General features: G+C 62.5%; 20 protein-coding genes, 1 tRNA gene, 1 pseudogene and 2 riboswitches. Of the genes and pseudogenes, 15 read left to right on the forward strand and 7 right to left on the reverse strand.

The genetic code is table 11. From position 1 onward, the window contains the following. Positions 1-170: 170 nt before the first annotated feature. Complete coding sequence (locus tag NB311A_RS00675) at positions 171-2948, reverse strand: [protein-PII] uridylyltransferase (protein ID WP_009796466.1); 2778 nt, start codon at positions 2946-2948, stop codon at positions 171-173. A 282-nt stretch (positions 2949-3230) separates the two neighbouring features. Here NB311A_RS00675 and NB311A_RS00680 point away from each other — a divergent pair, with 282 nt between their 5' ends. After that, the gene (locus NB311A_RS00680; protein WP_009796467.1) at positions 3231-4235 is read left to right on the forward strand and encodes an Hsp33 family molecular chaperone; all 1005 of its coding nucleotides are present in this window, start codon (positions 3231-3233) and stop codon (positions 4233-4235) included. Positions 4236-4457: 222 nt separating this feature from the next. Here the strand turns inward: NB311A_RS00680 and apaG are convergent, their stop codons facing one another. Then, a complete protein-coding gene (gene apaG, locus NB311A_RS00685; protein ID WP_009796468.1) occupies positions 4458-4853 on the reverse strand; it encodes a Co2+/Mg2+ efflux protein ApaG in 396 nt (131 codons plus the stop codon). A gap of 201 nt (positions 4854-5054) precedes the next feature. Between apaG and NB311A_RS00690 the strand changes: the two genes are divergently transcribed. Beyond that, entirely contained in the window at positions 5055-6302 is a 1248-nt protein-coding gene (locus NB311A_RS00690) for an OpgC domain-containing protein (RefSeq protein ID WP_009796469.1), read from the forward strand. Beyond that, positions 6299-7063 (forward strand): GDSL-type esterase/lipase family protein, encoded by a 765-nt coding sequence (locus tag NB311A_RS00695; protein ID WP_009796470.1) that lies wholly within the window; start codon positions 6299-6301, stop codon positions 7061-7063. Before NB311A_RS00690 ends, NB311A_RS00695 begins: the two co-directional genes overlap by 4 nt. Positions 7064-7331: 268 nt before the next feature. On the opposite strand, the gene NB311A_RS00700 is transcribed toward NB311A_RS00695, so the two are convergent. Beyond that, complete coding sequence (locus NB311A_RS00700; protein ID WP_009796471.1) at positions 7332-8525, reverse strand: O-succinylhomoserine sulfhydrylase; 1194 nt, start codon at positions 8523-8525, stop codon at positions 7332-7334. Positions 8526-8596: 71 nt separating this feature from the next. Then, positions 8597-8676: riboswitch (SAM riboswitch) on the reverse strand. A gap of 185 nt (positions 8677-8861) precedes the next feature. Here NB311A_RS00700 and NB311A_RS00705 point away from each other — a divergent pair. From NB311A_RS00705 to NB311A_RS00735, 6 genes are all read left to right on the forward strand, one after another. Continuing rightward, a complete protein-coding gene (locus NB311A_RS00705) occupies positions 8862-9968 on the forward strand; it encodes a 2'-deoxycytidine 5'-triphosphate deaminase (RefSeq protein WP_009796472.1) in 1107 nt (368 codons plus the stop codon). A gap of 203 nt (positions 9969-10171) precedes the next feature. Then, positions 10172-10232, forward strand: a riboswitch (Fluoride riboswitch). A 52-nt stretch (positions 10233-10284) separates the two neighbouring features. After that, positions 10285-10470: a hypothetical protein gene (locus NB311A_RS00710; RefSeq protein ID WP_009796473.1), complete on the forward strand. Its 186-nt coding sequence runs from the start codon at positions 10285-10287 to the stop codon at positions 10468-10470. A gap of 24 nt (positions 10471-10494) precedes the next feature. Beyond that, positions 10495-10875: a fluoride efflux transporter CrcB gene (gene crcB / locus NB311A_RS00715; protein WP_009796474.1), complete on the forward strand. Its 381-nt coding sequence runs from the start codon at positions 10495-10497 to the stop codon at positions 10873-10875. 105 nt (positions 10876-10980) lie between these two features. Continuing rightward, positions 10981-11054: transfer RNA gene (locus tag NB311A_RS00720), tRNA-Gly, on the forward strand. A gap of 511 nt (positions 11055-11565) precedes the next feature. Then, on the forward strand, positions 11566-12024 hold the full coding sequence (locus NB311A_RS00730) for a hypothetical protein (RefSeq protein WP_040673707.1): 459 nt from the start codon (positions 11566-11568) through the stop codon (positions 12022-12024). A 238-nt stretch (positions 12025-12262) separates the two neighbouring features. After that, the gene (locus NB311A_RS00735) at positions 12263-12859 is read left to right on the forward strand and encodes an SCO family protein (protein WP_009796477.1); all 597 of its coding nucleotides are present in this window, start codon (positions 12263-12265) and stop codon (positions 12857-12859) included. A 5-nt stretch (positions 12860-12864) separates the two neighbouring features. On the opposite strand, the gene NB311A_RS19870 is transcribed toward NB311A_RS00735, so the two are convergent. Together NB311A_RS19870 and NB311A_RS22350 are read right to left on the reverse strand one after the other, a co-directional pair. After that, positions 12865-13734 (reverse strand): glycosyltransferase, encoded by an 870-nt coding sequence (locus NB311A_RS19870; RefSeq protein ID WP_371256447.1) that lies wholly within the window; start codon positions 13732-13734, stop codon positions 12865-12867. Continuing rightward, positions 13628-14389: pseudogene (locus NB311A_RS22350) on the reverse strand (glycosyltransferase); the annotation flags it as partial. The gene NB311A_RS19870 and the pseudogene NB311A_RS22350, both read right to left, overlap by 107 nt. 547 nt (positions 14390-14936) lie before the next feature. Here NB311A_RS22350 and NB311A_RS00745 point away from each other — a divergent pair. From NB311A_RS00745 to pyrE, 4 genes are all read left to right on the forward strand, one after another. After that, the gene (locus NB311A_RS00745; RefSeq protein ID WP_040673708.1) at positions 14937-15872 is read left to right on the forward strand and encodes a transporter substrate-binding domain-containing protein; all 936 of its coding nucleotides are present in this window, start codon (positions 14937-14939) and stop codon (positions 15870-15872) included. A gap of 49 nt (positions 15873-15921) precedes the next feature. After that, positions 15922-17553 carry a lysine--tRNA ligase gene (locus tag NB311A_RS00750; RefSeq protein ID WP_009796481.1) on the forward strand — a complete coding sequence of 544 codons (1632 nt, stop codon included), beginning with the start codon at positions 15922-15924 and terminating at the stop codon, positions 17551-17553. Between the two features lie 175 nt (positions 17554-17728). Further along, a complete protein-coding gene (locus tag NB311A_RS00755; protein ID WP_009796482.1) occupies positions 17729-18247 on the forward strand; it encodes a L,D-transpeptidase in 519 nt (172 codons plus the stop codon). Between the two features lie 208 nt (positions 18248-18455). After that, positions 18456-19058: an orotate phosphoribosyltransferase gene (gene pyrE, locus NB311A_RS00760; RefSeq protein WP_050752041.1), complete on the forward strand. Its 603-nt coding sequence runs from the start codon at positions 18456-18458 to the stop codon at positions 19056-19058. Positions 19059-19151: 93 nt separating this feature from the next. Here pyrE and NB311A_RS00765 read toward each other — a convergent pair whose 3' ends face one another. Next, positions 19152-19724: a thermonuclease family protein gene (locus tag NB311A_RS00765; RefSeq protein WP_040673662.1), complete on the reverse strand. Its 573-nt coding sequence runs from the start codon at positions 19722-19724 to the stop codon at positions 19152-19154. Between the two features lie 161 nt (positions 19725-19885). Beyond that, positions 19886-20104: a DUF1674 domain-containing protein gene (locus NB311A_RS00770; protein ID WP_009796486.1), complete on the reverse strand. Its 219-nt coding sequence runs from the start codon at positions 20102-20104 to the stop codon at positions 19886-19888. Positions 20105-20293: 189 nt separating this feature from the next. Between NB311A_RS00770 and NB311A_RS00775 the strand changes: the two genes are divergently transcribed. After that, positions 20294-21646: an RsmB/NOP family class I SAM-dependent RNA methyltransferase gene (locus NB311A_RS00775; protein ID WP_040673711.1), complete on the forward strand. Its 1353-nt coding sequence runs from the start codon at positions 20294-20296 to the stop codon at positions 21644-21646. A 127-nt stretch (positions 21647-21773) separates the two neighbouring features. Next, the gene (locus tag NB311A_RS00780; protein ID WP_009796488.1) at positions 21774-23528 is read left to right on the forward strand and encodes a heparinase II/III family protein; all 1755 of its coding nucleotides are present in this window, start codon (positions 21774-21776) and stop codon (positions 23526-23528) included. Positions 23529-23658 lie beyond the last annotated feature (130 nt).

Below are 23658 nucleotides of genomic sequence, written 5' to 3' on the forward strand. Positions count from 1 at the left end.
GCGGCAACCGTCGATGCGAACTTCAAAATCAAAGGGACCCTAGCGGCCGGGCTTTAAGGCGCGGTTACCTGAAAGTTAATGCAAAATTAGGCGGGGAACTCGATCCGCCGCCCAAGCTGAACCAGCCGCATCCAGGGCGGAGCCCGTAAACCGTCGTCGGCGACGGTGAATCATTTCGTCGTGTTGCCGCTGGCGAGCAGATGGACCAGCGCGCGCTTGATCGCGGTCTGCCGCGTGGGGGCGGTGATCCGGGCACCGAGCAGGTCGGTGACGTAGAACACATCGCGCGCGCGCTCGCCAAATGTCGCCACATGGGCCGAGGCGATGTTGAGGTTGAGCTTCGAGATCGCCGTGGTGAGCTGAAACAGAAGTCCGGGGCGATCCAACCCTGAAACCTCGATCATGGTGTGGCGGTCCGACCATTGATTGTTGATGGTGACCTTGGGTTCGACCACGAACGGCCGCAGCCTCTTTCCGCCGGCGCGGCTCGGCACCACGTCGGGCAGACGCAACCGGCCTTCGAGCACCTGTTCGATGATCTCGGCGATGCGGGTGGCGCGCCGGCCTTCGTCCTCGTCGTGCTCGTATTCGCGTGAGATCGCAATGGTATCGAGCGCCTGTCCGTCGGTGGTCGTATAAATCTGGGCATCGACGATGTTGGCGCCGGCCGACGCACACGCTCCGGCGATGATCGATAGCAGCCACGGGTGATCGGCGGCAAGGATCGTCAGCTCGGTGACGCCGCGCGCCTCATCGAAGCCGACATTGATGTTGAGCTTCTTGCCGCTTCGTTCGCTGGCGCGCAGGAAACGCGCATGCTTGATCTTGTGCTCGAGATCGACCTTGAGCCAGTAGGCTGGATAATGCCGGACAATGTAGGCATCGAGCTCATGGCTGGACCATTCGGTGAACGCGGCGCGGAACTCGGCCTCGGCCGCCGCCATGCGCTGCGCGCGATTGACCTCGGAGAAACCGCCGGTCAGCACGGGTTCTGTCTCATAATAAAGAGTGCGGAGCAGCTGGGCCTTCCAGCCGTTCCAGACGCCGGGGCCAACGCCGCGGATGTCGGCGGTCGTCAGGATAGTCAGGAGCTTCATCCGCTCGACCGACTGGACCACGGCCGCGAAATTCTCGATGGTCTTACGATCTGACAGGTCGCGGGACTGAGCCACTTTGGACATCGTCAGATGCTGTTCGATCAGCCATGCGACCAGTTCGGTGTCGGCTGCGCTGAAGCCGAGGCGCGGGCACAATCTGCGTGCCACCTTGGCGCCCGCGATCGAATGATCCTCGGGCCGACCCTTTGCGACGTCATGAAGCAGCGTGGTGATGTAGATGACGGGCCGGTGTTCGGGATGAATCTTGCACATGAGCTCACTGGCGAGAGCAACCTCGTCGTTCTCGCCACGCTCGATGTCTTGAAGGATGCCGATGCAGCGGATCAGATGCTCGTCCACCGTGTAGTGATGGTACATGTTGAACTGCATCATCGAAACGATCTTGCCGAAAGCGCGGATGAACTGACCTAGCACCCCGGTCTCGTTCATCCGGCGCAGCACGGTCTCCGCGTCGTTCGAGATCAGGATCTCCATGAACAGCCGGTTGGCTTCCGGATTTTCGCGAAGCTGCGCGTTGATCAGCCGACGCGACCGCGTCACCATCCGCAGGGCGTCCGGATGGAAAGCCAGGTTGTTCTTCTGCGCGAGGCGGAACAAGCGGATCAGGTTGACAGGATCGCGCTTGAAGAGGTCGGGCGCCGCCAGATTGATGCGGTTGTTGTCGATGATGAAGTCATCGTTGTGCGGAACCCGCCGAATCTCGGTGCTCCGCGGTCCCAGCATCAGGCGGCTGAGAACCGGCGCCGGCTTGGCCTGCTGATCCTCGAGCTTCGCGCATAGAATTGCGGTGAGGTCTCCGACGTCCTTGGCTGTCAGGAAGTAGTGCTTCATGAAGCGTTCGACATCCTGCATTCCCGGATGAGACGTATATCCGAGCCGGACCGCGATCTCGCGCTGCAAGTCGAACGACAGCCGCTCCTCCGCCCTTCCCGTCGCGAAATGCAGATTGCAGCGTACCGACCACAGAAAATCGGCGCAGCGGCGGAAGATTCGGTATTCGCGAACATCGAACACATTGCGCCGGAGCAACTCTTGGCTTTCACGCACCCGGTAGACATACTTCGCGATCCAGAACAACGTATGCAGGTCGCGCAATCCCCCCTTGCCGTCCTTGACGTTGGGCTCGACCAGATAGCGCGACTGGCCGGCGCGGTGATGGCGCTCCTCACGCTCGGCAAGTTTGGCGGCGACGAATTCCGCCGCTGTTCCCTGCACCACTTCGGTGTCGAAGCGGCTGACAAGTTCGTCGTAAAGCGCCCGGTCGCCGGTGAGGAAGCGGGCTTCCAGAATTCCGGTACGGACGGTCATGTCGCGCCGCGCCTGCCGGATCGATTCATTGACCGAGCGCGTCGCGTGACCGACGTTCAACCCCATGTCCCACAGGCAATACAAGATCGCCTCGGCGACCTGTTCGCCCCACGCGGTCTGCTTGTAGGGCAGAATGAACAGCAGATCGATATCGGACTCCGGCGCCATCAGCCCGCGGCCGTAGCCGCCTGTCGCCACCACAGCCATGCGTTCGCCGTCGGATGGAATCGGGGAATGATAGAGATGACGGGTCGCTGCCGAAAACGACAGGCGGATGATTTCGTCCTGGACGAAGCAAAGCCATTCGGCGCAGCGCCGCCCGTGGCGGTCGCGCAGCAGCTTCGCCTGCGCCGCATCGCGCACCCTGGCGAGCTCGGCCTTCAACAACTTGGACACCGCGGCGCGGAAAACGTCCTCATGTCCGGCATGCTTTTCAGCCAGCGCATCGATGTCGCCGGTAATCCGGGCGGTATCGAAATCGGCGCCGGCCTCAGTCGCGTCTTTTGTCGTTGCGAGGTCCATTGCTTATCCGGATAACGGAGGCTGGGCGCGCTGTCACCGCAGTTTGTGGATCGCCGGTACGGTTCCATGCTCAACGCCGTCAATCCTGAGCAGGATGTGCTCAGGCCGGCGTCTCCAAAGGTATCTATTTTTGCCGATGGATATTACTAGATGACTGAAATGAAATGCTTTTCTCTATCTGCGGCGCCGATATTCGCAGCCAGCCCGCGCACGGAGCTTTATATGCCGCCCCTCACTTCCAAGGGGTTTCGGTCCCGGCCGCCCGACCCCAGATAGAGCGGTATGACCTCACGAATCTCCGAGCCCGCCGCGTCGCGCGATCCCCCCGTTCGCGCGCCCTCATCAGTCCCGGTCGACGATGCCGTGATTCCGTTCGAGGTGAGCGCCCTCGACCTGCGCGGACGGCTGACCCGGCTAGGGCCGGCGCTCGACGAACTGCTGGTCCGGCACGACTATCCCGCACCGGTTGCCAAGCTGCTCGGCGAGGCGATCGTGCTGACGACGCTGCTCGGCTCATCGCTCAAATTCGAGGGCCGGTTCATCCTGCAAACCCAGACCGACGGACCGGTGTCGTTCCTGATTGTCGATTTTCGGGCGCCGGCCCGGCTGCGGGCCTATGCCCGTTTCGATCGGGCCCGGCTCCGCGATGCCTCCGACTCGGGCGCGCTGCTGGGGCGCGGCCATCTCGCCATGACCATCGATCAGGGCCCGGACATGAGCCGCTATCAGGGGCTTGTGGCACTGGAAGGCGGCAATCTCGAAGATGCGGCGCATGAATATTTCCTGCGCTCGGAGCAGATTCCGACGCGGGTCCGGCTCGCGGTCGGCGAGGAATGGCGCCGGGAGGGGGATGGGCCGAAGCGCGGCTGGCGGGGCGGCGGCATGCTGCTGCAATTCCTGCCCAAGGCGCCGGAGCGCGCCCGCCAGGCCGATCTCCATCCCGGAGATGCCCCCGACGGCGGCGCCGTGCATACGGTGACCGAGGACGATGCCTGGATCGAGGGTCAGTCGCTGATCGGCACCGTCGAGGACCTCGAACTGATCGATCCTGACCTATCCGGCGAACGTCTGCTTTATCGCCTGTTCCATGAGCGCGGGGTCAGGGTTTTTCCGCCGCAATCGCTGCAAGCACGGTGTTCATGCTCGCGCGATACCGTGGAAGCCATGCTGAAGAGCTTCACGCCGGAGGACCGCTCGGGCATGGTGCAGGATGGCAAGGTCGCCGTGACCTGCGAGTTCTGCAATTCGGTGTACGAATTCACCCCCCAGGAAGCCGGCGTGGAGTAAGCGCGATCGGACACGACATAATCGCGTTTCAAGCGCAGCCTATGCGCGGGACCGACCCGGGAAGGGCATTGGTTCACGCGAAGAAACGCATCAAATCAAAATTATAGAGCTGGCTTCTGATTCAATCAGAAGCGGAAAGGGTCTCAATCTGACCAAGCATGATCGATTCCGAAAGCCGGCTTCCACCTTGCGCCGGCGCGGCCCATCGCGCCGGGATCATGCTCAGTTCAGCACCCGCTTGCTGTCGGGACTGTCGAGCGAGAACGTCGGAACGTCTATTTCGAAGGGTTCGCCACTCCGGATCGAAATCATCTGGTAGCGGCCGCTCATGAACCCGGTGGCGGTCGGCAGCGGAACGCCACTCGTGTATTCGAAGCGCTCGCCGGGCGCAAGCACCGGCTGCTCGCCTACGACGCCCTCGCCGCGAACCTCCTGCTTTCGTCCCGAGGCGTCGGTAATAACCCAGTGCCGAGTGCGCAACTGCACGGTATCTGGGCCGGCGTTGGTGATAACCACCGTATAGGACCAGAAGAAATGGCCTCGCTCGGCGGACGATCTCTCCGGCATGAAATTCGGTTCGACGGTGACTTCGATCTGGCGGGTAACGGCACGGTACATCGCAAACTCTCTAATATCGGGCGATCATAGCCAAAACAAGCGAATGAACCAGCCCCACTTCGTTGTGATCGTGCGTCAGCCTGGTTCCGCACTGAGATCCCGGCGGCAATATTGCTTTTTTGCCACCGTTAGCGTGTAGCTGGCCTTCCGTAAATCCATCGATCGCGCAGGCGTTCGAGAGGCCTTATCGAAGCCTAGGGTATGCCGCCAGTTACCGATCAGGTTGTCGCAGCCCGCACGAGAGCGGCCCTCGCAAGCGTCACGCGCGAGGCGCCGGTCATTTTGATTCCGACCGTGCCGCGCGAGCGCGAGTTGCGCCTCGACCTGTTTCGCGGGCTCGCACTGTGGCTTATTTTCATTGACCACCTGCCGCCAAACCTCCTGAGCTGGCTCACGATCCGCAATTACGGCTTCAGTGACGCCACGGAGATTTTCATCTTTATCTCGGGCTATACCGCAGCCCTTGTTTACGGACGCGCCATGCGCGAGCGTGGATTTGTCATCGCCGCCGCACGTATTCTCAAGCGCGTCTGGCAAATCTACGTCGCGCATATCTTTCTGTTTACGATTTTCCTTGCGGAAGTTTCCTACGTCGCGAGCAGCTTCGAGAACCCACTTTACACCGAGGAGATGGGCATCCTCGATTTTCTCAAGCAGCCGGACGTCACGATCGTTCAGGCGCTGCTTCTGAAATTCCGCCCCGTCAACATGGACGTGCTGCCGCTCTACGTTGCGCTCATGCTTTTTTTCCCGCCGGTGCTGCTGGTGATGCAGCGCAAGGCTGATCTGGGGCTGGCGCTGTCGGTCGGCTTATATGCACTGACCCGATGGTTCGATCTGGCGCTGCCAGCCTACCCCAACGGGGTCTGGTTCTTCAATCCGTTCGCCTGGCAATTGCTGTTCGTGTTTGGCGCGTGGTGCGCGCTTGGAGGCGCAAAGCGCATGTCGCGCATCCTGTCTTCGTCCGCGACGCTTTGGATCTGCACCGCCTATCTGCTGTTCGCCTTCTACACCACACTGACCTGGCATGTGCCGCAGCTCAATCACCTCATGCCGCACATCGCCGAACAGTGGATGTATCCGATCGACAAGACCAATCTCGATCTGCTGCGCTTCATCCACTTCCTTGCACTCGCCGCACTGGCCGTCCGGTTCCTGCCCGGCAACTGGCCGGGACTGGCGTCGCCATGGCTGCGGCCGCTGATCCTGTGCGGCCAGCATTCGCTGCAGATCTTCTGCATCGGGGTCTTCCTGGCCTTCGCCGGACAGTTCATCCTCGCAGAATACTCCGGCGACACCACGACTCACTTCATTATCAGTGTTTGCGGAATCCTGATCATGTCCGCAGCCGCATGGGTGTTTTCGTGGTACAAGCGGGTCGCGGGCAAGGGCGGAAGCCGCGCCAAGCCCGCCGACAGCGATGCGGATCTTGCGGGAGGAGGCACATGAGGGCCGGCTTGGCGTCGGTCTTGATCGCGCTGGCGGCTTCATCTGCCGCCGTCTCCGCGCGTGCTGATGACCGGCCCAGAAGCTGCGACGTGTCGGCCTATCTACTGACCAGCGACAGTCCGCTGCCCCGGGTCGCTTCAGCGGTCAAGGCGGGCGGCCCGCTCAACATTCTGGTGGTAGGCGGCCGCTCCTCCACCATTTCCGGAGCCGAGAGCGAAGCCTATCCGGCGAAGTTGCAAGCCGCGCTTCGCGAAAAATTGCCGACCGTTCCCGTGAACGTATCCATGGAACTGACTCCGCGCAAGACCGCCGGCGATATCGCGCCCAGCCTCGGCAAACTCGCGGAGGCGAAAAAATCGACGCTTGTGGTGTGGCAGACCGGAGTTGTCGACGCCATCCGGTCCGTTGACGTCGACGACTTTCGCGAAGCCCTCGATCAAGGCGTGACCGCGCTGCAGAGGGCAGGGACCGACATCGTGCTGATGAACATGCAATACAGCCCGCGCACCGAAACCATGGTTTCAATGGCCTCTTACATCGACAACATGCGCATCGTCGCGCAGCAGCACGACGTGCCGGTGTTCGACCGCTTTACCATCATGAATCAGTGGAACGAGAGCGGTGAATTCGATCTGTTCAGCCCGGTGCATGGAGCGAGCCTCGCCAAACGCGTTCACAGTTGTCTCGGCCGCGCCTTGTCGACCTTCGTGATCAAGACCGCCCGCATCAACCCTGCCGAACTCGGGACCCGGCGCCGATAATCCCCAGCCGCTTCTTCGGAACCGCCGGCCCGGTTGTGCTGGCAACTCGGTGGATCAGGTCCAGGCTGGCGTCGGGCCACCGGCAGCCGCGACGGTCAATCGACCGTTGTGAGATTTTCCCTCTCCCCTTGCGGGAGAGGGTGGCGAGCATCGTCAGATGCGAGCCGGGTGAGGGGCTATAACCTCTCACGATCAAACAAGTCCCCTCACCCGCCCTCGATGCAAGCATCTCGGGCACCCTCTCCCGCAAGGGGAGAGGGAAAAAGCCTCACACCTTTTCCAGCGCGGCGACGAGATCCTCGATCAGGTCGTCCTTGTGCTCGAGCCCGACCGAATAACGGATGAAGCTTTCGCCGATACCGAGCCCGGCGCGAACCTCAGGGGCGAGCCGCTGATGGGTGGTGGTGGCCGGATGGGTGACGAGACTCTTGGCGTCGCCGAGGTTGTTCGAAATGCGGGCGATCTTCAGCGCGTTGAGACAGCGGAACGCGGCCGCCTTGCCGCCCTCGACCTCGAAGCCGATCAGCGTCGAGCCGGCGCGCATCTGCTTTTTCACCAGCGCCGCCTGCGGATGGTCAGCCCGGCCAGGATAGATGAGGCGAGACACTTTCGGGTGCGATGCCAGCGCCTCCGCGATCGCCGCGGCGCTCTCGGTCTGCTGGCGCACCCGGACGCCGAGCGTCTCCAGCCCTTTCAGGAGAACCCAGGCATTGAACGGCGAGATCGACGGCCCGGTCTGGCGTATGAAGGTCTGGAGATGATCCTGGACAAAATTGTTCGACGACAGGATGACGCCGCCGAGCGTACGTCCCTGACCGTCGATGTGCTTGGTGGCCGAATACACCACGACGTCGGCACCGAGCGCCAGCGGACTTTGCCAGATCGGCGTCGCGAACACGTTGTCGACGATCAGCCGCGCGCCGGCCTGATGCGCGATTTCGGCGATGCCGCCGATGTCGAGCACGTCGAGCGTCGGATTGGTCGGGCTTTCGATGAAGCAGGTTTTTGTGTTCGGACGCATGGCCTTGCGCCATTGATCCAGATCAAGGCCGTCGACCAGCGTCGACTCGATGCCGTAGCGCGGCAGCAGGTCTTCGACCACATAGCGGCAGGAGCCGAACAAGGCCTTTGCCGCCACCACATGATCGCCGGCCTTCAGCGGCGCAAGCATCGCGGTCGTCACCGCGGCCATGCCGGTCGCGAGCGCGCGCGCCGTTTCCGCGCCTTCGAGCGCGGCCATGCGCTGCTCGAACATCGCGACTGTCGGGTTGGAGTAGCGCGAATAGATGAAGCCGGGATCGTCGCCCTTGAACCGCGCCTCGCACTGTTCGGCGGTATCATAGACGTAGCCTTGAGTCAGGAACAGGGCTTCCGAGGTCTCGGCGAACTGCGAACGCAGCGTGCCCGAATGAACCAGCCGGGTTTCGGGGCGATAACGGGATGCGGACTTGGCCTCGGGCATATGACCTCCTGCGGGACCGCGGTGGAAAGCGGCCACAAAAAAACCGGCCTGGGAAAATTCCACAAGCCGGGATCGCGCTGTCCCCGGCCTGTTTAGCGACTTGTTTAACGTGGCTGCAAGCCGGCCGGCTCAAATCACCACGGAGCGCGTCATGCCTAGTCCCGCGTCTTCCGCCCGTCAAGCCAACCAATTGACATTCGCAACCGGCTGGCCGCAAATCCTGATACAAACGACAGCACCCTGCGTCTGACCACCGGAGAGTCCGTCCCAAAAAGCTCTCGTACTAAAATTACTCCTGTTTCGGGTCATTATCGCCCAGGCCGTAAAGACGACATCGTGTCATTCTCGCTCCCTCCCGACGCCAACGGCATTCTGCCCGACCGCATGATCGCGGCGATGGCCGACGCAGGCCTGATCCTGCCGGAATATCCGTTTGTCGAAAGCCAGATTCAGCCGGCAAGCCTCGATCTGCGGCTCGGCACCATGGCTTACCGGGTGCGCGCCAGCTTTTTGCCGGGGCCGGACGCGACCGTCGCTGAACGCATCGACGAACTGAAGCTGCATGAAGTCGATCTTACCGACGGCGCGGTGCTGGAAACCAACTGCGTCTACATCGTGCCGCTGCTGGAGAGTCTGGCCCTGCCGCCCGAAATCGTCGCCGCCGCCAATCCGAAAAGCTCGACCGGCCGGCTCGACGTGTTCACGCGCGTGATCGCCGACGGCACCCGGCGCTTCGACATGATCGGCGCCGGCTATCACGGCCCGCTCTATGCGGAGATCAGTCCCAAGACGTTCCCGGTGCTGCTGCGCGAGGGATCGCGGCTGTCGCAGGTCCGCTTCCGCACCGGCGACGCCGTTCTCGATGCCGACGAACTGGATGAACTGCATACACGGGAGCGGCTTGTCGATGCAGACGACGCCGATTTCGTCAACGGCGTGGCGCTCAGCGTCGATCTTTCAGGGGATCATGCCAACGGCTTCGTCGGCTATCGCGCCAAGCGCCATACCGGCGTCATTGATATCGATCGCCGCGGCGGCTATCCGGTCGGCGAGTTCTGGGAGCCGATCGCGGCGCGGCCGGACGCCAGCCTGATCCTCGATCCCGGCGAGTTTTATATTCTCGCCTCGAAGGAAGCGGTGCAGGTGCCGCCGGACTACGCGGCGGAAATGGTGCCGTTCGATCCGCTGGTCGGCGAGTTCCGCGTGCACTATGCCGGCTTCTTTGACCCGGGCTTCGGTTACGCCGGCGCGGGTGGAGAGGGTTCGCGCGCGGTGCTGGAAGTGCGCTCGCGCGAGGTGCCGTTCATTCTCGAGCATGGCCAGATCGTCGGCCGCCTCGTCTATGAAAAGATGCTGGCGCGGCCCGACGCGATGTACGGCCAGCGCATCGGCTCCAACTACCAGGCCCAGGGCCTCAAGCTGTCGAAGCATTTTCGGCTATAGGATCGCAAAGGTCCCGCTGCGCGTTCCGTCAGAGGCAAAGCCCTAGATTTTTGTTTGACGCGTTTTCTTCCCGCGAACCGGATTCCACTTCGCTTGAAAACGCCATACCTCATCTTTCGATCGAGCATGACCTCATCCGAAAACCGGCTTCCACTTTGCGCTGGCGCGACCCTTCGGGTCGGGATTATACTCTAGCATAAAGTGAAATCGATGGGGATGGAGTTCCCCGATACCCGCCGCAAGGCTGATGACTCCTACCGGGCGCTTCGCGTCGGTAGGAGCTGTATCCTCCCTCGTTGCGCCCGAGAAAGGGCGCATGATGACCAGACTTCCGAGTTCTCTGTCGGTTTCGTTGTGGGGCGTCGGCGTCTGCTGGGTGGCTGTGGCGATCGGCTACCTGATGGATTCCGCGACGCTTCCGGTGACTTCCCTGTTGATCTCTCTGGTCGTTCTTCTAGTGATCCCTTTGGTGGTCATCGGCGTCTTGGGCGGTAATGACTGAAGGGCCGCAGAAGGAGCAAAAGCATTGAAGTGGACGTTTATTCTGGCCGTTGCGGCCGGCGGGGCGCTGGGGTCGGCGGCCCGCTATCTCACGGCCATCGGTTTCGGCAAATTGCTAGGCACGAAGCTTCCGTGGGGAACGCTGTTCATCAATATCACGGGATCGCTCCTGATCGGAATACTCGCCGGCCTGTTCGCCGTCAGATGGAGTCTGCCTCAAGCCGTGCGCATATTTCTCATCGTCGGAGTCTGTGGCGGCTACACGACGTTCTCCACTTTTTCCCTTGATTCATTCTATCTGATGGAGCGCGGTGAAGTGGCTGCCGCCGCCGCTTACATGATCGCTTCCGTCGTGCTATCCGTTGGCGCGGTGATCGCGGGTATACAGATCGTGCGGGTGCTTTAGAACGATCCCCCCGGACATGCTCCACTCTTGGGGCGGCTTGCCGTCTTGACCATCTTGGCGGACCAGGCGCTCTCGGCTACATCAGGAGGACAAGAGGCTGGATAAGCGGGCGTAGTTCAATGGTAGAACGGCAGCTTCCCAAGCTGCATACGAGGGTTCGATTCCCTTCGCCCGCTCCAAGATTTAGCGAATTTGCCCGACAGTTCTGTCATCGCGGTTTTGCAGGGTTTGTTCATTCTTTGGCCTCCAGCTTCATGATGTGCGCCTTGATGGCGGCGGCCCGGCCGACATAGCGTCGGATGATCTTTTCGGCGCGCTCCTTTCCCACGCGAGCATTTCGCCCATCTCGCGCACGACGAAACCCGCCCACGTAAAACTTCGTCGCGGCGGTTCCTTGCAAGTCGTTGAAATGCGAATCCCGCTCCGACATGCCGCCGTCAATCTTGGCCGTGTCGAACGTGCTGCCGAACCACTCGGCGGTCCTTGGCCCCGGGGCGGTATATGGAGGTAACCGGCCATGAGGCCGAACGGATATGCTCCGGCAAGTGCAGTGAAGCATGTTGGCAACACTGAATTCGAATCTCATTTGAGCGATCAAGGCCATCTGGACAAAACGCCGGTCTCGCCAGAGGCTACGGACTTGGCGTCGCACATTGATCGCCGCCGATACGGCATGACACGGGGCAGATGATGAGGATCGTGACGGGATTGCTCGCAGCCGTGTTCGTCTTGGGATACGTTGCCGCGAGCCAAGCCGTGGTCCGGATTGGCGAAGATCGGGGCGGCCGAATCGGAACCTACATTGATAAATATGAGGCCGTTCGCAATTCCGGACAGTCCGTCGTCATCGATGGTCTGTGTGCATCGGCCTGCACGATCGTTCTCGGTACGGTCCCACATGACAAGATTTGCGTGACGTCCCACGCTGCTCTCGGATTTCATGCCGCCTGGGACCTCGGATCAAATGGTCGCGCCGTGACCAATTCCGAAGCGACCCATATGCTGTATTCGATGTACCCTTCCGCGATCCAGCGCTGGATCCAACAGCGCGGCGGTCTGACGCGGCGCATGATCTTCCTGCGCGGTCGCCAACTCTCGGGCATGTATCGTCCATGCTACCTTGACGCGCAGGCGTCGTCGGCGCGCTGACTGCGTTGAACCAGACTCTGACATTGCTCATTCATTACAACGTGATCGCACCCGGTTGCGCTTGCCTTAAGGGCGGGACTGGCCTTATCTGAAGCCCCGCCGTGTCGGCGGGGCGCCGTGCGCCGACCGGCAGAGTTCATTGTTTTTGCCATTTACCGGATTCGCTCTGGGCCTGTTCCACGAGCTCCGAAGGGTCGTTGCACGCAACGTTCGGAAACCGCGACACCGAGGATATCCGATGTCAGATAGATTTGCCCGTCCGCTGATCCTGTTTGCGGCCTTCGCCGGCAGTCTTGTCGTCGGACTCACGGCCGTGATGTGGCTGCTCGGCGGGCTCGCCAGCAAACCCCCTGCAGCGTCGATCGGCAGTGGTTCATTCAAACTGATCGACCAGACCGGTCAGACCGTCACCGAGAAGAACATGGTCGGCCGTCCGACAATTGTCTTCTTCGGCTATACCCATTGTCCCGACGTCTGCCCGACCTCGCTGTTCGAGATGTCGGAGGTGTTGCGGGCGATGGGGCCGGACGCCGGACGCATCAACGCCTATTTCGTCACGGTCGATCCGGAGCGCGATACGCAGGAAACGATGAAAAGCTATCTTTCCAGCTTCGATCCGCATCTGAAAGGCTTGACCGGCGATCCGGCGGCTATTCAGAAAGCCCTGTCCGTCTTTCGGGTCTACGCAAAAAAGGTCCCGCTGAAGGACGGCGACTATTCGATGGATCACACGGCGCTGATCTATCTGATGGATCGCAACGGCCACTTCGTCTCGCCGTTCGATCTCAAACGTTCGGCTGAAGCGGCCGCCGCCGATCTCAAGCGTTATCTGTAGCGCTGCTACAGTTGTGCGGCCGTTTCGGGGGCGACCGGCAACTGCGAGGCGGAGGCTGATCGGATTTGCGGGGAAAGGCCATGCTCGGTCTTTTCCCACCTATACGGTTCTCTCAGCAGTTGATGCAGCGCGCGCCACGCCGCGATCGAAAGACAGGCCCAGTAGATCGGCGTCAACGCCAGGATCCAGCCTTGCCGCAACTGCCCGCGCCGCGCCAGCCCCATCAGGCCGACCACGATCGTGGAGACGAACCCGGCGGCAATCGTGGTCAGATGCAGCGGCGTGACCGCGCCGGTGGCAAATCCGCCGCCGATGGCGCCGGAACCCGCCAGCAAGCGCAATGCCATGTCGATCACAAAGATCGGAAAGGTCAACGCCGTCAGCACGTTGCCCCCGATGATGGCATTCAGCGTGAAAAACCCCTTCGCCCCCGCGTCCCTCCATAGCCGCCCGGGACGGCGCATATGCACGCTCCAGGTCTGCATCCAGCCCTTCATCCAGCGCGAGCGCTGGCGCAGCCATCCGCCGAAACGCGCCGGCGCTTCCTCGAAAGTCGTCGACGCGAAGGTGGCCGACCGATAGCCGAAGCGCGCCAGCCGAAAGCCGAGGTCGGCATCCTCGGTAACATTGTAGGCGTCCCAGCCGCCCACCTCGCGAAGGACCGCCGAGCGGCAGCGGCACGCCGAAAGAGGCGAGCCCGGGAAGAAAGACATCGAACTGTCCGGCATATTCGGCGGCGAACATGCGCGAGAGCCAGCTGTCCGACCGGTTTTCAATACAGAGGCTGGCCTGCACGCAGGCGACATCGACGCCTTGAGTGCGGAAGGCATCGAGCGCGGCGCGCAGCTGGCCGGGATCAGGACGATCTTCGGCATCGAACACGGCGGTGAAGCTGCCGCGTGCGAACGGCAGCGCGCAGTTCAGCGCCTTCGGCTTGGTGCGCGGCCCTTCCGTCGGAGCGAGCAGGACCTGGACATGCGGCATCGGCCCAAGCCGTGCCAGAGCGGCGCGGGTTTCGAGATCATCAAGCTCGATCACGATGATGACGTCGAGCTTTTCGCGCGGATAGTCCAGGGCCTCAATGGCGCGTAACAGTGACGCGACCGACGAGGCTTCGCGATAAAGCGCCGCAATCACCGTATAGACCGGCAGACAGCTATCGGGAATGGGTGGCGCACACCGGGCCGAGCGCCGCGGTAGAAAGCTGGCCGCGAGCCGCAGGCCGATAAAGGCGAGAAACCACAGCGCCAGCACGCTGCTCCAGATGTCCGGGGCAACAACCGTCGGCGTCAGCGTCATCATAATGCTCAGCAGGACGGTCTGGGCAAGACGTCGCATGGCGCGTAGTCCGCGGGAAACATCGCCGCCGGCGGCCGGGGCGGCCGACAAAGCGGGGAATCGCCGGCCGAGCGCATTGGCGGCGGCCCGGCCGAGCACAACGCCCGCCTCCTGCCGCAGCAAAAACTGATGGAGGTTTCGCCTCGATGTCAGCAGGATCCGATTGCGCAAGGAGGGATAGCCGGCCGCCATCCGGCAGAGCCGCCGCGCCGTAAAACCGCGTGGTGCAACGACCCAGATCAATTGCCCGCGGTGGTGCAGCGGAAGCAGCCCGTTTTGCGCGGCGCTGGACAGGTAACGATCGGGCAGGAGGCAATCGGAGCGGGAAACCTCGGCGAAAGTCTCGATCGCAAGACCGGTCTGAAAGGAAAGAGCTTGCAGATAGGCTTCCTCGCCGATGACGCCCGACCGGATCAGCACCTGATCCGCGCCGGTATCCACCTCTCGGCCGCGCGCTTCGGCGGCGCTCAGCAGCGCAGGAGCAAGAATATGGCGCAGGCAGTCCAGTTCGATCGCCGGACCGGGTTCGGGTTCGCCCAGCCAATTGTCGTTGCTCGACCGGGGGATGCGGATGAAGCCGGGAGGAAATGCCGATCTCTCAGGCACGGCACGGCGCAGCACGCCGGCGCGGCCGCCATCCTCCACACGATTCCGCCCCGCCAAGTCACGCCCCCACGCAAACGATACTCGCGTCCCGTTCCGGATGGTCTATAAACCCTCCGTCCGAAAGCCCCTGTCCATGCAACCACAGATTAGTAATTCCGCCAACGAAAGATTGAGTCCCCGCAGCGCGGCAACGCTGGGATGTCTGCTGGCCGCCGGCTGGATGCTGGTTGCAGGAGCGGCGATCGACCCCGCGCGCGCGCAAGCGGCGGCAACGACCGCCGCCGCGGAGACCGCCATCGTCGCGCCGCAGGCCGTGCCGGGTTTTTGGGATCCGCGTCACCGGCCCGACCGGCCCGACCTGTCCCGCCTCACCGTGATTCGGTTTTTGACGGAAACCGACTATCCGCCCTTCAACTATACCGGTCCCGACGGCAAGCCGACCGGCTTCAATGTCGATCTGGCGCGCACCCTATGCGAGGAGATCAAGGTCACCTGCACCATTCAGATGCGGCGGTTCGAGACGCTGGTGGACGCGCTCTCCGGCAACCGCGGCGACGCCATCATCGCCTCCCTCGCGGTCACCCCCGAGCTACGCAAGCGTATCGATTTCACCGATCCTTACTATCGAACGCCGGCCCGGTTCGTATCGCGGCGCGGCACCGTCATGGCCGAGGTGCGCCCGGAATATCTGGAGGGCAAGAAGGTCGGTGTCATCGCGGGGTCCTCGCACGAGGCCTACCTCAAGGCTTTCTTCACCGATGCCGAACTGCACGGCTATCCGAACGCCGAGACGCTGCGGCAGGCGCTACGACGGAACGAGGTCGACTTCATTTTTGGTGACGCCATTTCACTGGCGTTCTGGATCAATGGCACCGATTCGGAAAGCTGCTGCGCGTTCAGCGGAGGCCCCTTTATCGAAAGCCGCTATTTCGGCGAGGGCATCGGCATTGCCGTAAGAAAAGGCAATGACGTGCTGCGCCAGGCGCTGAACTGGGCGCTCTTCCGAATCTGGGAAAAAGGCCGCTATACCGATCTGTGGCTGCGGTATTTTTCCGTCAGCCCGTTTTAGTAGGAGACTGGTGTGGCGCAGCCGATGGCGCCGCGCCATGGAGAGTAGAATGTCTGACGTCCCATCAGCGAGCGATTTGCGTGCGCTCGCCGAGCAATCCAATGCGTGGCCCTTCGAGCAAGCCAAGGCGATCGTCGCGCGTCTGAAGAAGGCGCCGAAGGACGAGGTGCTGTTCGAGACCGGCTACGGCCCTTCCGGCCTGCCGCATATCGGCACCTTCGGCGAGGTCGCGCGCACCACCATGGTGCGTCACGCCTTTCGGGTGCTGACCGAAGACAAAGTCAAAACGCGGCTGCTGGCGTTCTCCGACGACATGGACGGCCTGCGCAAGGTGCCGGACAATGTCCCCAACAAGGATCTGCTGGCGCGGGATCTCGGCAAGCCGCTGACGAAGGTCGCGGATCCCTTCGGCACCCATCCAAGCTTCGGCGAGCACAACAACGCCCGGCTGCGCGCGTTCCTCGACACCTTCGGGTTCGATTACGAATTCGCCAGTTCGACCGCCTATTACACCTCGGGCCGCTTCGACGCGACGCTTCTGAAGGTGCTCGAAAACATCGACAAGGTGATGGCGATCATGCTGCCGTCTTTGCGCGAGGAGCGCGCGGCGAGCTACTCGCCGTTCCTGCCCATTTGCCCGCGCACCGGCGTGGTGCTGCAGGTGCCGATAACGGCGCACGACGCCAAGGCCGGCACGGTCTCCTACGACGACCCCGAGACAAAAGAGCGCGTCACCGTGCCCGTCACCGGCGGGCATTGCAAATTGCAATGGAAGCCGGACTGGGCGATGCGCTGGACCGCGCTAGGCGTCGATTACGAGATGGCCGGCAAGGACCTGATCGATTCGGTCAAGCTGTCCGGTAAAATCTGTTCGGCGCTCGGCGGCACGCCGCCGGAAGGTTTCAACTACGAACTGTTCCTGGACGACAAGGGCCAGAAGATTTCCAAGTCGAAGGGCAACGGCCTGACCATCGACGAGTGGCTGCGCTACGCTTCGCCGGAATCGCTGTCGCTGTTCATGTACCGCGAGCCGAAGGCGGCGAAGCGGCTGTATTTCGACGTGATCCCGCGCAACGTCGACGACTATCAGCAGTTCCTCGAAGGTTATCCGCGCCAGGATGCGCGGCAGCAGCTTGCCAATCCGGTCTGGCACATTCATGCCGGCCATCCGCCCGCGGCCGACATGCCGGTCACGTTCCAGTTGCTGCTGACGCTGGTGTCGTCCTCGAACGCGGAAAATGCCGAAACCCTGTGGGGCTTTATCGGCCGCTACCGGCCGGGCGTCACGCCGCAGACCCATCCGAAGCTCGATGCGCTGGTCGGCTACGCCATCAACTATTACCGCGACTTCGTGGCGCCTGCGAAAACGTTCCGCGAGCCGACCGCGAGCGAGCGCGCCGCCTTGCAGGACCTGCGCGACGCGCTGTCGCAACTGCCCGCGGACGCTTCGGCCGAAGACATCCAGAACACGGTCTACGAGATCGGCCGCCGCGAACCTTTCCTCAACCACAAGAAGCTCGCCAAGGACGGTCGTCCCGGCGTCTCGCTCGACTGGTTCAACATGCTCTATCAGGTGCTGCTGGGTCAGGAGAAGGGACCGCGCTTCGGCTCCTTCGTCGCGGTCTACGGCGCGCAGAACGCCATCGCCATGATCGACGGCACATTGGCGCGCGCGAGTTAGAGCATGATCCCGAAAAGTGGAAACCGGTTTTCGGACAAGATCATGCTCGATCAAAAAGTTAAGGCTGGAGTCTGATTCAACGCAGTTGGAACCAGACTCCAGCCTCTTTCTCTCTCGGCTCATTGATGCAAACAGATTTGAAGCAGGAACTTTCGAAGCGAACCGGGAGCAAGAAATGTTGACGCGGGCTGCGGCGGTGTTGGCCGCCTTGTGGGGAGCGGGCTTGCTCGCGATCGTACCGGCCGAAGCGCGGCCTGATATGGTCCGCTATCAAGGGGACTACGCGCCCGGCACCATCGTCGTGAGAACCAACGAGCGCCGGCTGTATCTGATCATCGATTCGGGTCGCGCTCTGCGATATCCCGTTGGCGTCGGCAAGGCCGGCAAGCAATGGACAGGCACCGCGCGCATCGAGGGCAAATATCGCGACCCGGCATGGGCGCCGCCGGAGGATGTCAAACGCGACAATCCGAAAATCGCGAACGTGATCGCTGGCGGGTCACCGGCGAATCCGATGGGTGTTGCGGCGATGACGCTGTCCGGCGGCGGTCAATACGCCATTCACGGCACCAACCGGCCGGGGACGATCGGCCGCTTCGTGTCATACGGCTGCATCCGCATGTATAATGCCGACATTGACGATCTCTATCGGCGCGTGTCGGTCGGCACGCTGGTGGTGGTAACGCAACAATAGATCAAGACGGCGGAAAGATCGCGAGCTGACTCCGTCTCCCGCTGTTGCGCCGGCTTCGCTTGGTTGCCGGAACCGCTCGTGGCGCCGAAGGTACGCAATCGAGTCTTAATATGCTCGACATGGGGCCGGCTAGCTGAGGAATCATTGTCATGGCGACCGGTTGAGCGTATAGACCGACTCTCCTCCCGATAATATACCGATGGACACGATGGCCCCTCAATTCGCCACATCGACCGAGCCCGGAGCCGTGGCTGAAGACAATAATCTACGCCAAAGGGCTTTTGAGATTATCCAGACCCGATCGTTCGGCCGCGGCGACATCAAATTGTCGTCCGGGAAAAGCAGCACGTTTTACTTCGATATGAAGCCGACGATGTTGTCACCTGAAGGAGCCAACGTCCTGTCCGAACTCATTCTGGCTCGCCTGTTCGGCAGGGGCATAAATTATATCGGCGGGTTGGAAATGGGAGCGGTGCCGCTGATTTCGAGCGTTAGCCTTCTCAGCCACATCAAGAAACAGCCGCTTCCCGGCTTCTTCGTTCGGAAAGAAATCAAAAAACACGGAACCCAGAGGCTCATCGAAGGAATTCCCAACGGCAGCCTCTCCGGCAAGAAAGTCGTCATCCTGGAAGATGTGACCACAAGCGGCGAGTCGGCGATGATCGCGGTGGCGGCCGCCCAGGCTGCAGGCGCTCTGGTCGTAATGGTTTTATCGATCGTCGACAGGGGCGAGGGAGCCGTCGCTTTCTACAAAGAGAAAAACATTGAATTCGACTCCCTGTTTACGGCGGGCGAATTCCTGGATTCTTAAACCTCTTATTCTGGCTCCGTTCGTCGGGTGGTCACGACGCAGCCGCGCATCGTGACCGGTAAAGGCTCACGCGGCTTTTTCTTGAAGCGACAACTACCGGCCCGCACTTTCGCACCAGCTTCCGCGGCGACCGCCGTGATAGGCGCGGGCGTGACCGCTCGCCATCATCGCCGCCGAGACGTCCGGCGTTCGCGCGGTCGCGGCATCGGCGATGACGCGCCCGTTATATTTACCGGGGCCGATATTGGCGATGGTGACGCCGCCTTCGCCGAGCAGATGCCGCAACCGGGCGCCGGCGGCCTTGGCGAGTCGCAATTCCTCGGGGCATGAAGCCTTCATTTCCGCCGTGTCGATGCCGCGCAGCCGCACCCGCGTCGTCATGTCGAGACCGGGCCACAAATGAACCAGCGCTTCGAAGGTATCGCCGTCGATCGTCCTGATCACGTCGACCTGATGCCGCCCCGCTGAACCAGCGGCGCGAGCCCAGATCGCCCGCGTCTCCGCAGGCGCTCGGGAGTTGGCGGTTTGCGGCCAGTCAATCCAGCTTCGGACCGGAAGCATGGTTCCGGCCACCACGCCCACGATAAAGATCCAGGGCAGAACCGGCGACAGCCGGTTGCGCCAGCGTGGCCCGGACAATGCATTTATTCTGGTGTATGGGTACATATTCCTATGTATAGAGCGAGTCGGGTCATCCGGCAAGCCCATGCCAGCGTCAAGCCGCAGGGAAAAGCGCGCCGCTCAGAGCATGATCCGATCAAATGGAATCGGACCCAACATTCCCGTCAGGTCGGATTTTCTTGCGGCGGGCAGGTCATCCATAAAACTCAAAAATCCGATGCGACGCCGTTGCGTTCCCAATCGCCGAACCGCGTCGGTTCGGGACCTTTTGGTCCCAAGATCTCCTTGGGCCGAGCAGACGCATCGGTCCGCGCGGCGCGGCGAGCCTCGGCTTCGGCAAGCGCGCGCTCAGCCGCCGGCGGAAGCCGCCTGCGCGCGTCCCTCGTCTCTCCGGCTGGCGGCAATACGGAAGGCTCGTCGGTCATGAATTTCCCCGATTGGCGAGACGAAGCGTCATCGCATGAAGCGTCTCCACAGATCATTGCGGAAATGCGTAAAGCCGGTGGCGATTCTTATATTTGGCTTATTCGCATGTCACGAATCTGGATATGCCACGGCGGACGTACAGCAGATGCGTCCGTCATCCCTGATCTCCTTGAGCGATGGCCCGCCTCATGCCGTCTACCAGATTCGCGCCGCCGACCGAGGCTCCTGGCCTGGCGACCCGGCGCACCGCAGCGGATATCCTCGACGGCATCCTGCACAAACGCCGCACACTCGATGAACAGCTCGAAGGCGCCACTGCGCATCCCGGCCTGAAAGCGCTGGCCGACCGCGACCGCGCCTTGATGCGGCGTCTGGTCGCGACGATCCTGCGCCGGCTCGGAACCCTCGGCCATTTGCTGTCGCGGCTTCTCGATCGCGGCATTCCGACAGATGCGCCGCGCGCGCAAAGCGCACTTTTGATCGGCGCGGCGCAGATTCTCTGGATGGACGTGCCGGATCATGCCGCCGTCGATCTGTCGGTACGGCTGGTGCAGTCCGATCGCCGCGCAGCGAAATATGCCGGACTTGTCAACGCGGTGCTGCGCCGCTGCGCGCGCGAAGGCCAGGCCCTGATCGAGGAGGTTCGCTCGGAGTCGCTTGATGTCCCGCCATGGCTGATGGCGCGCTGGAGCAGACATTACGGCGAGAACACCGCGAAAGCGATCGCCGCCGCGATCAACTACGAGCCCGCCCTCGATCTCACCGTCAAAGCCGACGCGGCCTACTGGGCGACGCGACTGCACGGCGAAGCCTTGCCGACCGGAACCGTTCGCACCTCGCTGCAAGGCTCGGTGACGATGCTGCCGGGATTCTCCGACGGGCAATGGTGGGTGCAGGACGCCGCCGCCGCACTGCCCGCGCGGCTGTTCGGCGATATTTCCGGCAGGCGGATCATCGACCTCTGCGCAGCGCCGGGGGGCAAGACTGCCCAACTCGCGCAGGCTGGCGCGGACGTGACCGCGATGGACCGATCGCCGAACCGGGTGGCGCGGCTACGCGAGAACCTTGGCCGTCTGTCGCTGACGGTACGATCGATCGTCGCCGATGCTATCGAATGGCAGAACGATGTCGGCGTCGACAGTTTCGACGGCGTGCTCGTCGATGCGCCCTGCTCCGCAACCGGCACCATCCGCCGTCATCCTGACGTGGCCTGGCTCAAGCAGGAATCGGATATCGGGGCGCTGACCGCCCTACAACAAAGGCTCCTGAAAAAGGCGATCACGCTTCTCAAGCCGGGCGGGACGCTGATCTACTGCACCTGCTCGTTGGAACCGGAGGAGGGTGAACAGGTCGTTGCCGCGCTGCTTGCATCCGAACCAGGCATCCGGCGCGTACCGGTCAGCGGCGCCGAAGTGGCCGGGCTGACGGATATCGTGACGCCCGCGGGCGATCTGCGCACTCTGCCCTGCCATCTGCCACACGATGATCCCACGCTGGGCGGACTAGATGGCTTCTATGCGGCACGATTGACCAAGTCCTGATAGGCGAGGCGAGGACGGGAGATTCGGGGCATTTCAAGATGGTGCGTTGCCGGGCTTTCCAGATTAAAAGGATTCGGTCCTCATCACCGTAAAGGGATTCGCGGCAATCCCCACACCGAAGGCGCGCGTGTCGGTCGCTCATCGAAGACGCATTTCAACTCTGATCGTCCGCCGTTTCGCTCGTCGGACGATTGCGCGCGCCGGCGACGGGCCTGCGGCGCTTTCGTGGCTATGGTCCGGCCGCTCCGACCGCCTGATGATCGCACCGCACGACCTTCGCACGGCCGACGCGACCCGCGCCGCCGAGATTTATGCAGGCCGCTTCGTATTCGCGGGCAAGATCGTCACCTGTCACTCCCGTTCCGTTTTCGATCTCGAACCGCCGTCCGAGGATTGGGAAGCCGCCCTGCTGGGTTTCGGCTGGCTGCGACATCTCCGCGCCGCCGACACCGCGATCACCCGCGCCAATGCACGATCGCTGATGGAGGACTGGATCTCAAATCCGGCGCGCAGGCGACTTGCGGGTCGGCGCGCCGACGTCATGTCGCGGCGCGTTATTTCGCTGCTGTCGCAGGCTCCGCTTGTTCTCGGCGATGCGGATGGAAAGTTCTATCGCCGCTATCTGCGCGCGCTTGCCCGTGACATCCGGCTGTTGCGTTTCGGCCTGCACGACGCGCCTGACGGCGTGTCACGGCTGCAGGTTGTGATCGCGTTGTGCTACGCCTCGCTGTGTCTTGCCAACCAGGCCCGCACCATCCACAGCGCGACCCGGAAGCTCTCAGAGGAATTACGCCGGCAGATCCTGCCCGACGGCGGCCATGTCTCGCGAAATCCGGGCGCCTTGATCGAACTGCTAATCGACCTGCTGCCGCTGCGGCAAACCTTCGCCGCGCGCAATATAGCGCCGCCGCCTGCGCTGCTGAACGCCATCGACCGCATGATGCCGATGCTGCGCTTCTTTCGTCACGGTGATGGCAGCTTTGCCCTGTTCAACGGCATGAGCAGCACACCGTCCGACCTTTTGGCGACGCTGCTAGCCTATGATGACACCCGCGGGATACCGATGGCCAGCATGCCGCACACAGGCTTCCAACGGATCGACGCCGGCACGACAATTCTGATCGCCGATGCCGGGCCGCCGCCGCCGCCACACCTCAGCGAGGAAGCGCATGCCGGCTGCCTGTCGTTCGAACTGTCTTCCGGGCTGAACCGGATCGTCACCAATTGCGGAATGTCCTCGACCAGCCGCGACACATGGCGCGTGTTCGCGCGCTCGACAGCCGCGCATTCCACGCTGGTCTGCCATCAGACATCCTCGTGCCAGTTCGTCGAACAATCGGCGATGAAGCGTCTGCTCCAGGGGGCGCCGATTGTCAGCGGTCCGGCCCGCGTCGAAATTCTTCGCGAAACCATCGACGGCGGCGAACGGCTGACGGCTTCGCATGACGGCTATCTCGCCCGCTTTGGCCTGATTCATCGCCGTGTGCTGACGATGGCGCATGACGGCTCGCGTCTGGAGGGCGAGGACATGCTGGAACCCGCCCCCGGCGGCCGCATCAAAGGGGGCCAGATTCGTTACGCATTGCGGTTTCACCTGCATCCGTCCGTCAAGGCCAACCGCCTCGATGATGCACATGGCGTGATGCTGGTCTTGCCGAACCGCGAGGTCTGGACGTTCGAGGCAGTCGACGATCGGGTCGAGCTTGAAGAGAGCGTTTTTCTCGCCGGCAACGACGGGCCGCGGCGCACCGCGCAGATCGTGATTCACCAGAATCCCCGGGACGTCTCCCGCGTGCGTTGGGGTTTGGTGCGTTCGTCCACCTCGGCCGCGGCCACCAACGCCCGCCGCAACGCGCGGCGCGAACCGGAATTGCCGCTGTAGGCGCCACGCATGCGGCCTCGCCGAAGCAGGTCGGTTTCATCACCCGCAGATTCATGCTAACCGGCTGCGTAGAAGCTGTTCGGCTCTGATAAAATCAAAACCGACATCGAGCTTTCGTTTTACCGCGTTT

Origin of the sequence: Nitrobacter sp. Nb-311A (assembly GCF_000152905.1) — a bacterium.
In the GTDB taxonomy this organism is placed as follows: domain Bacteria; phylum Pseudomonadota; class Alphaproteobacteria; order Rhizobiales; family Xanthobacteraceae; genus Nitrobacter.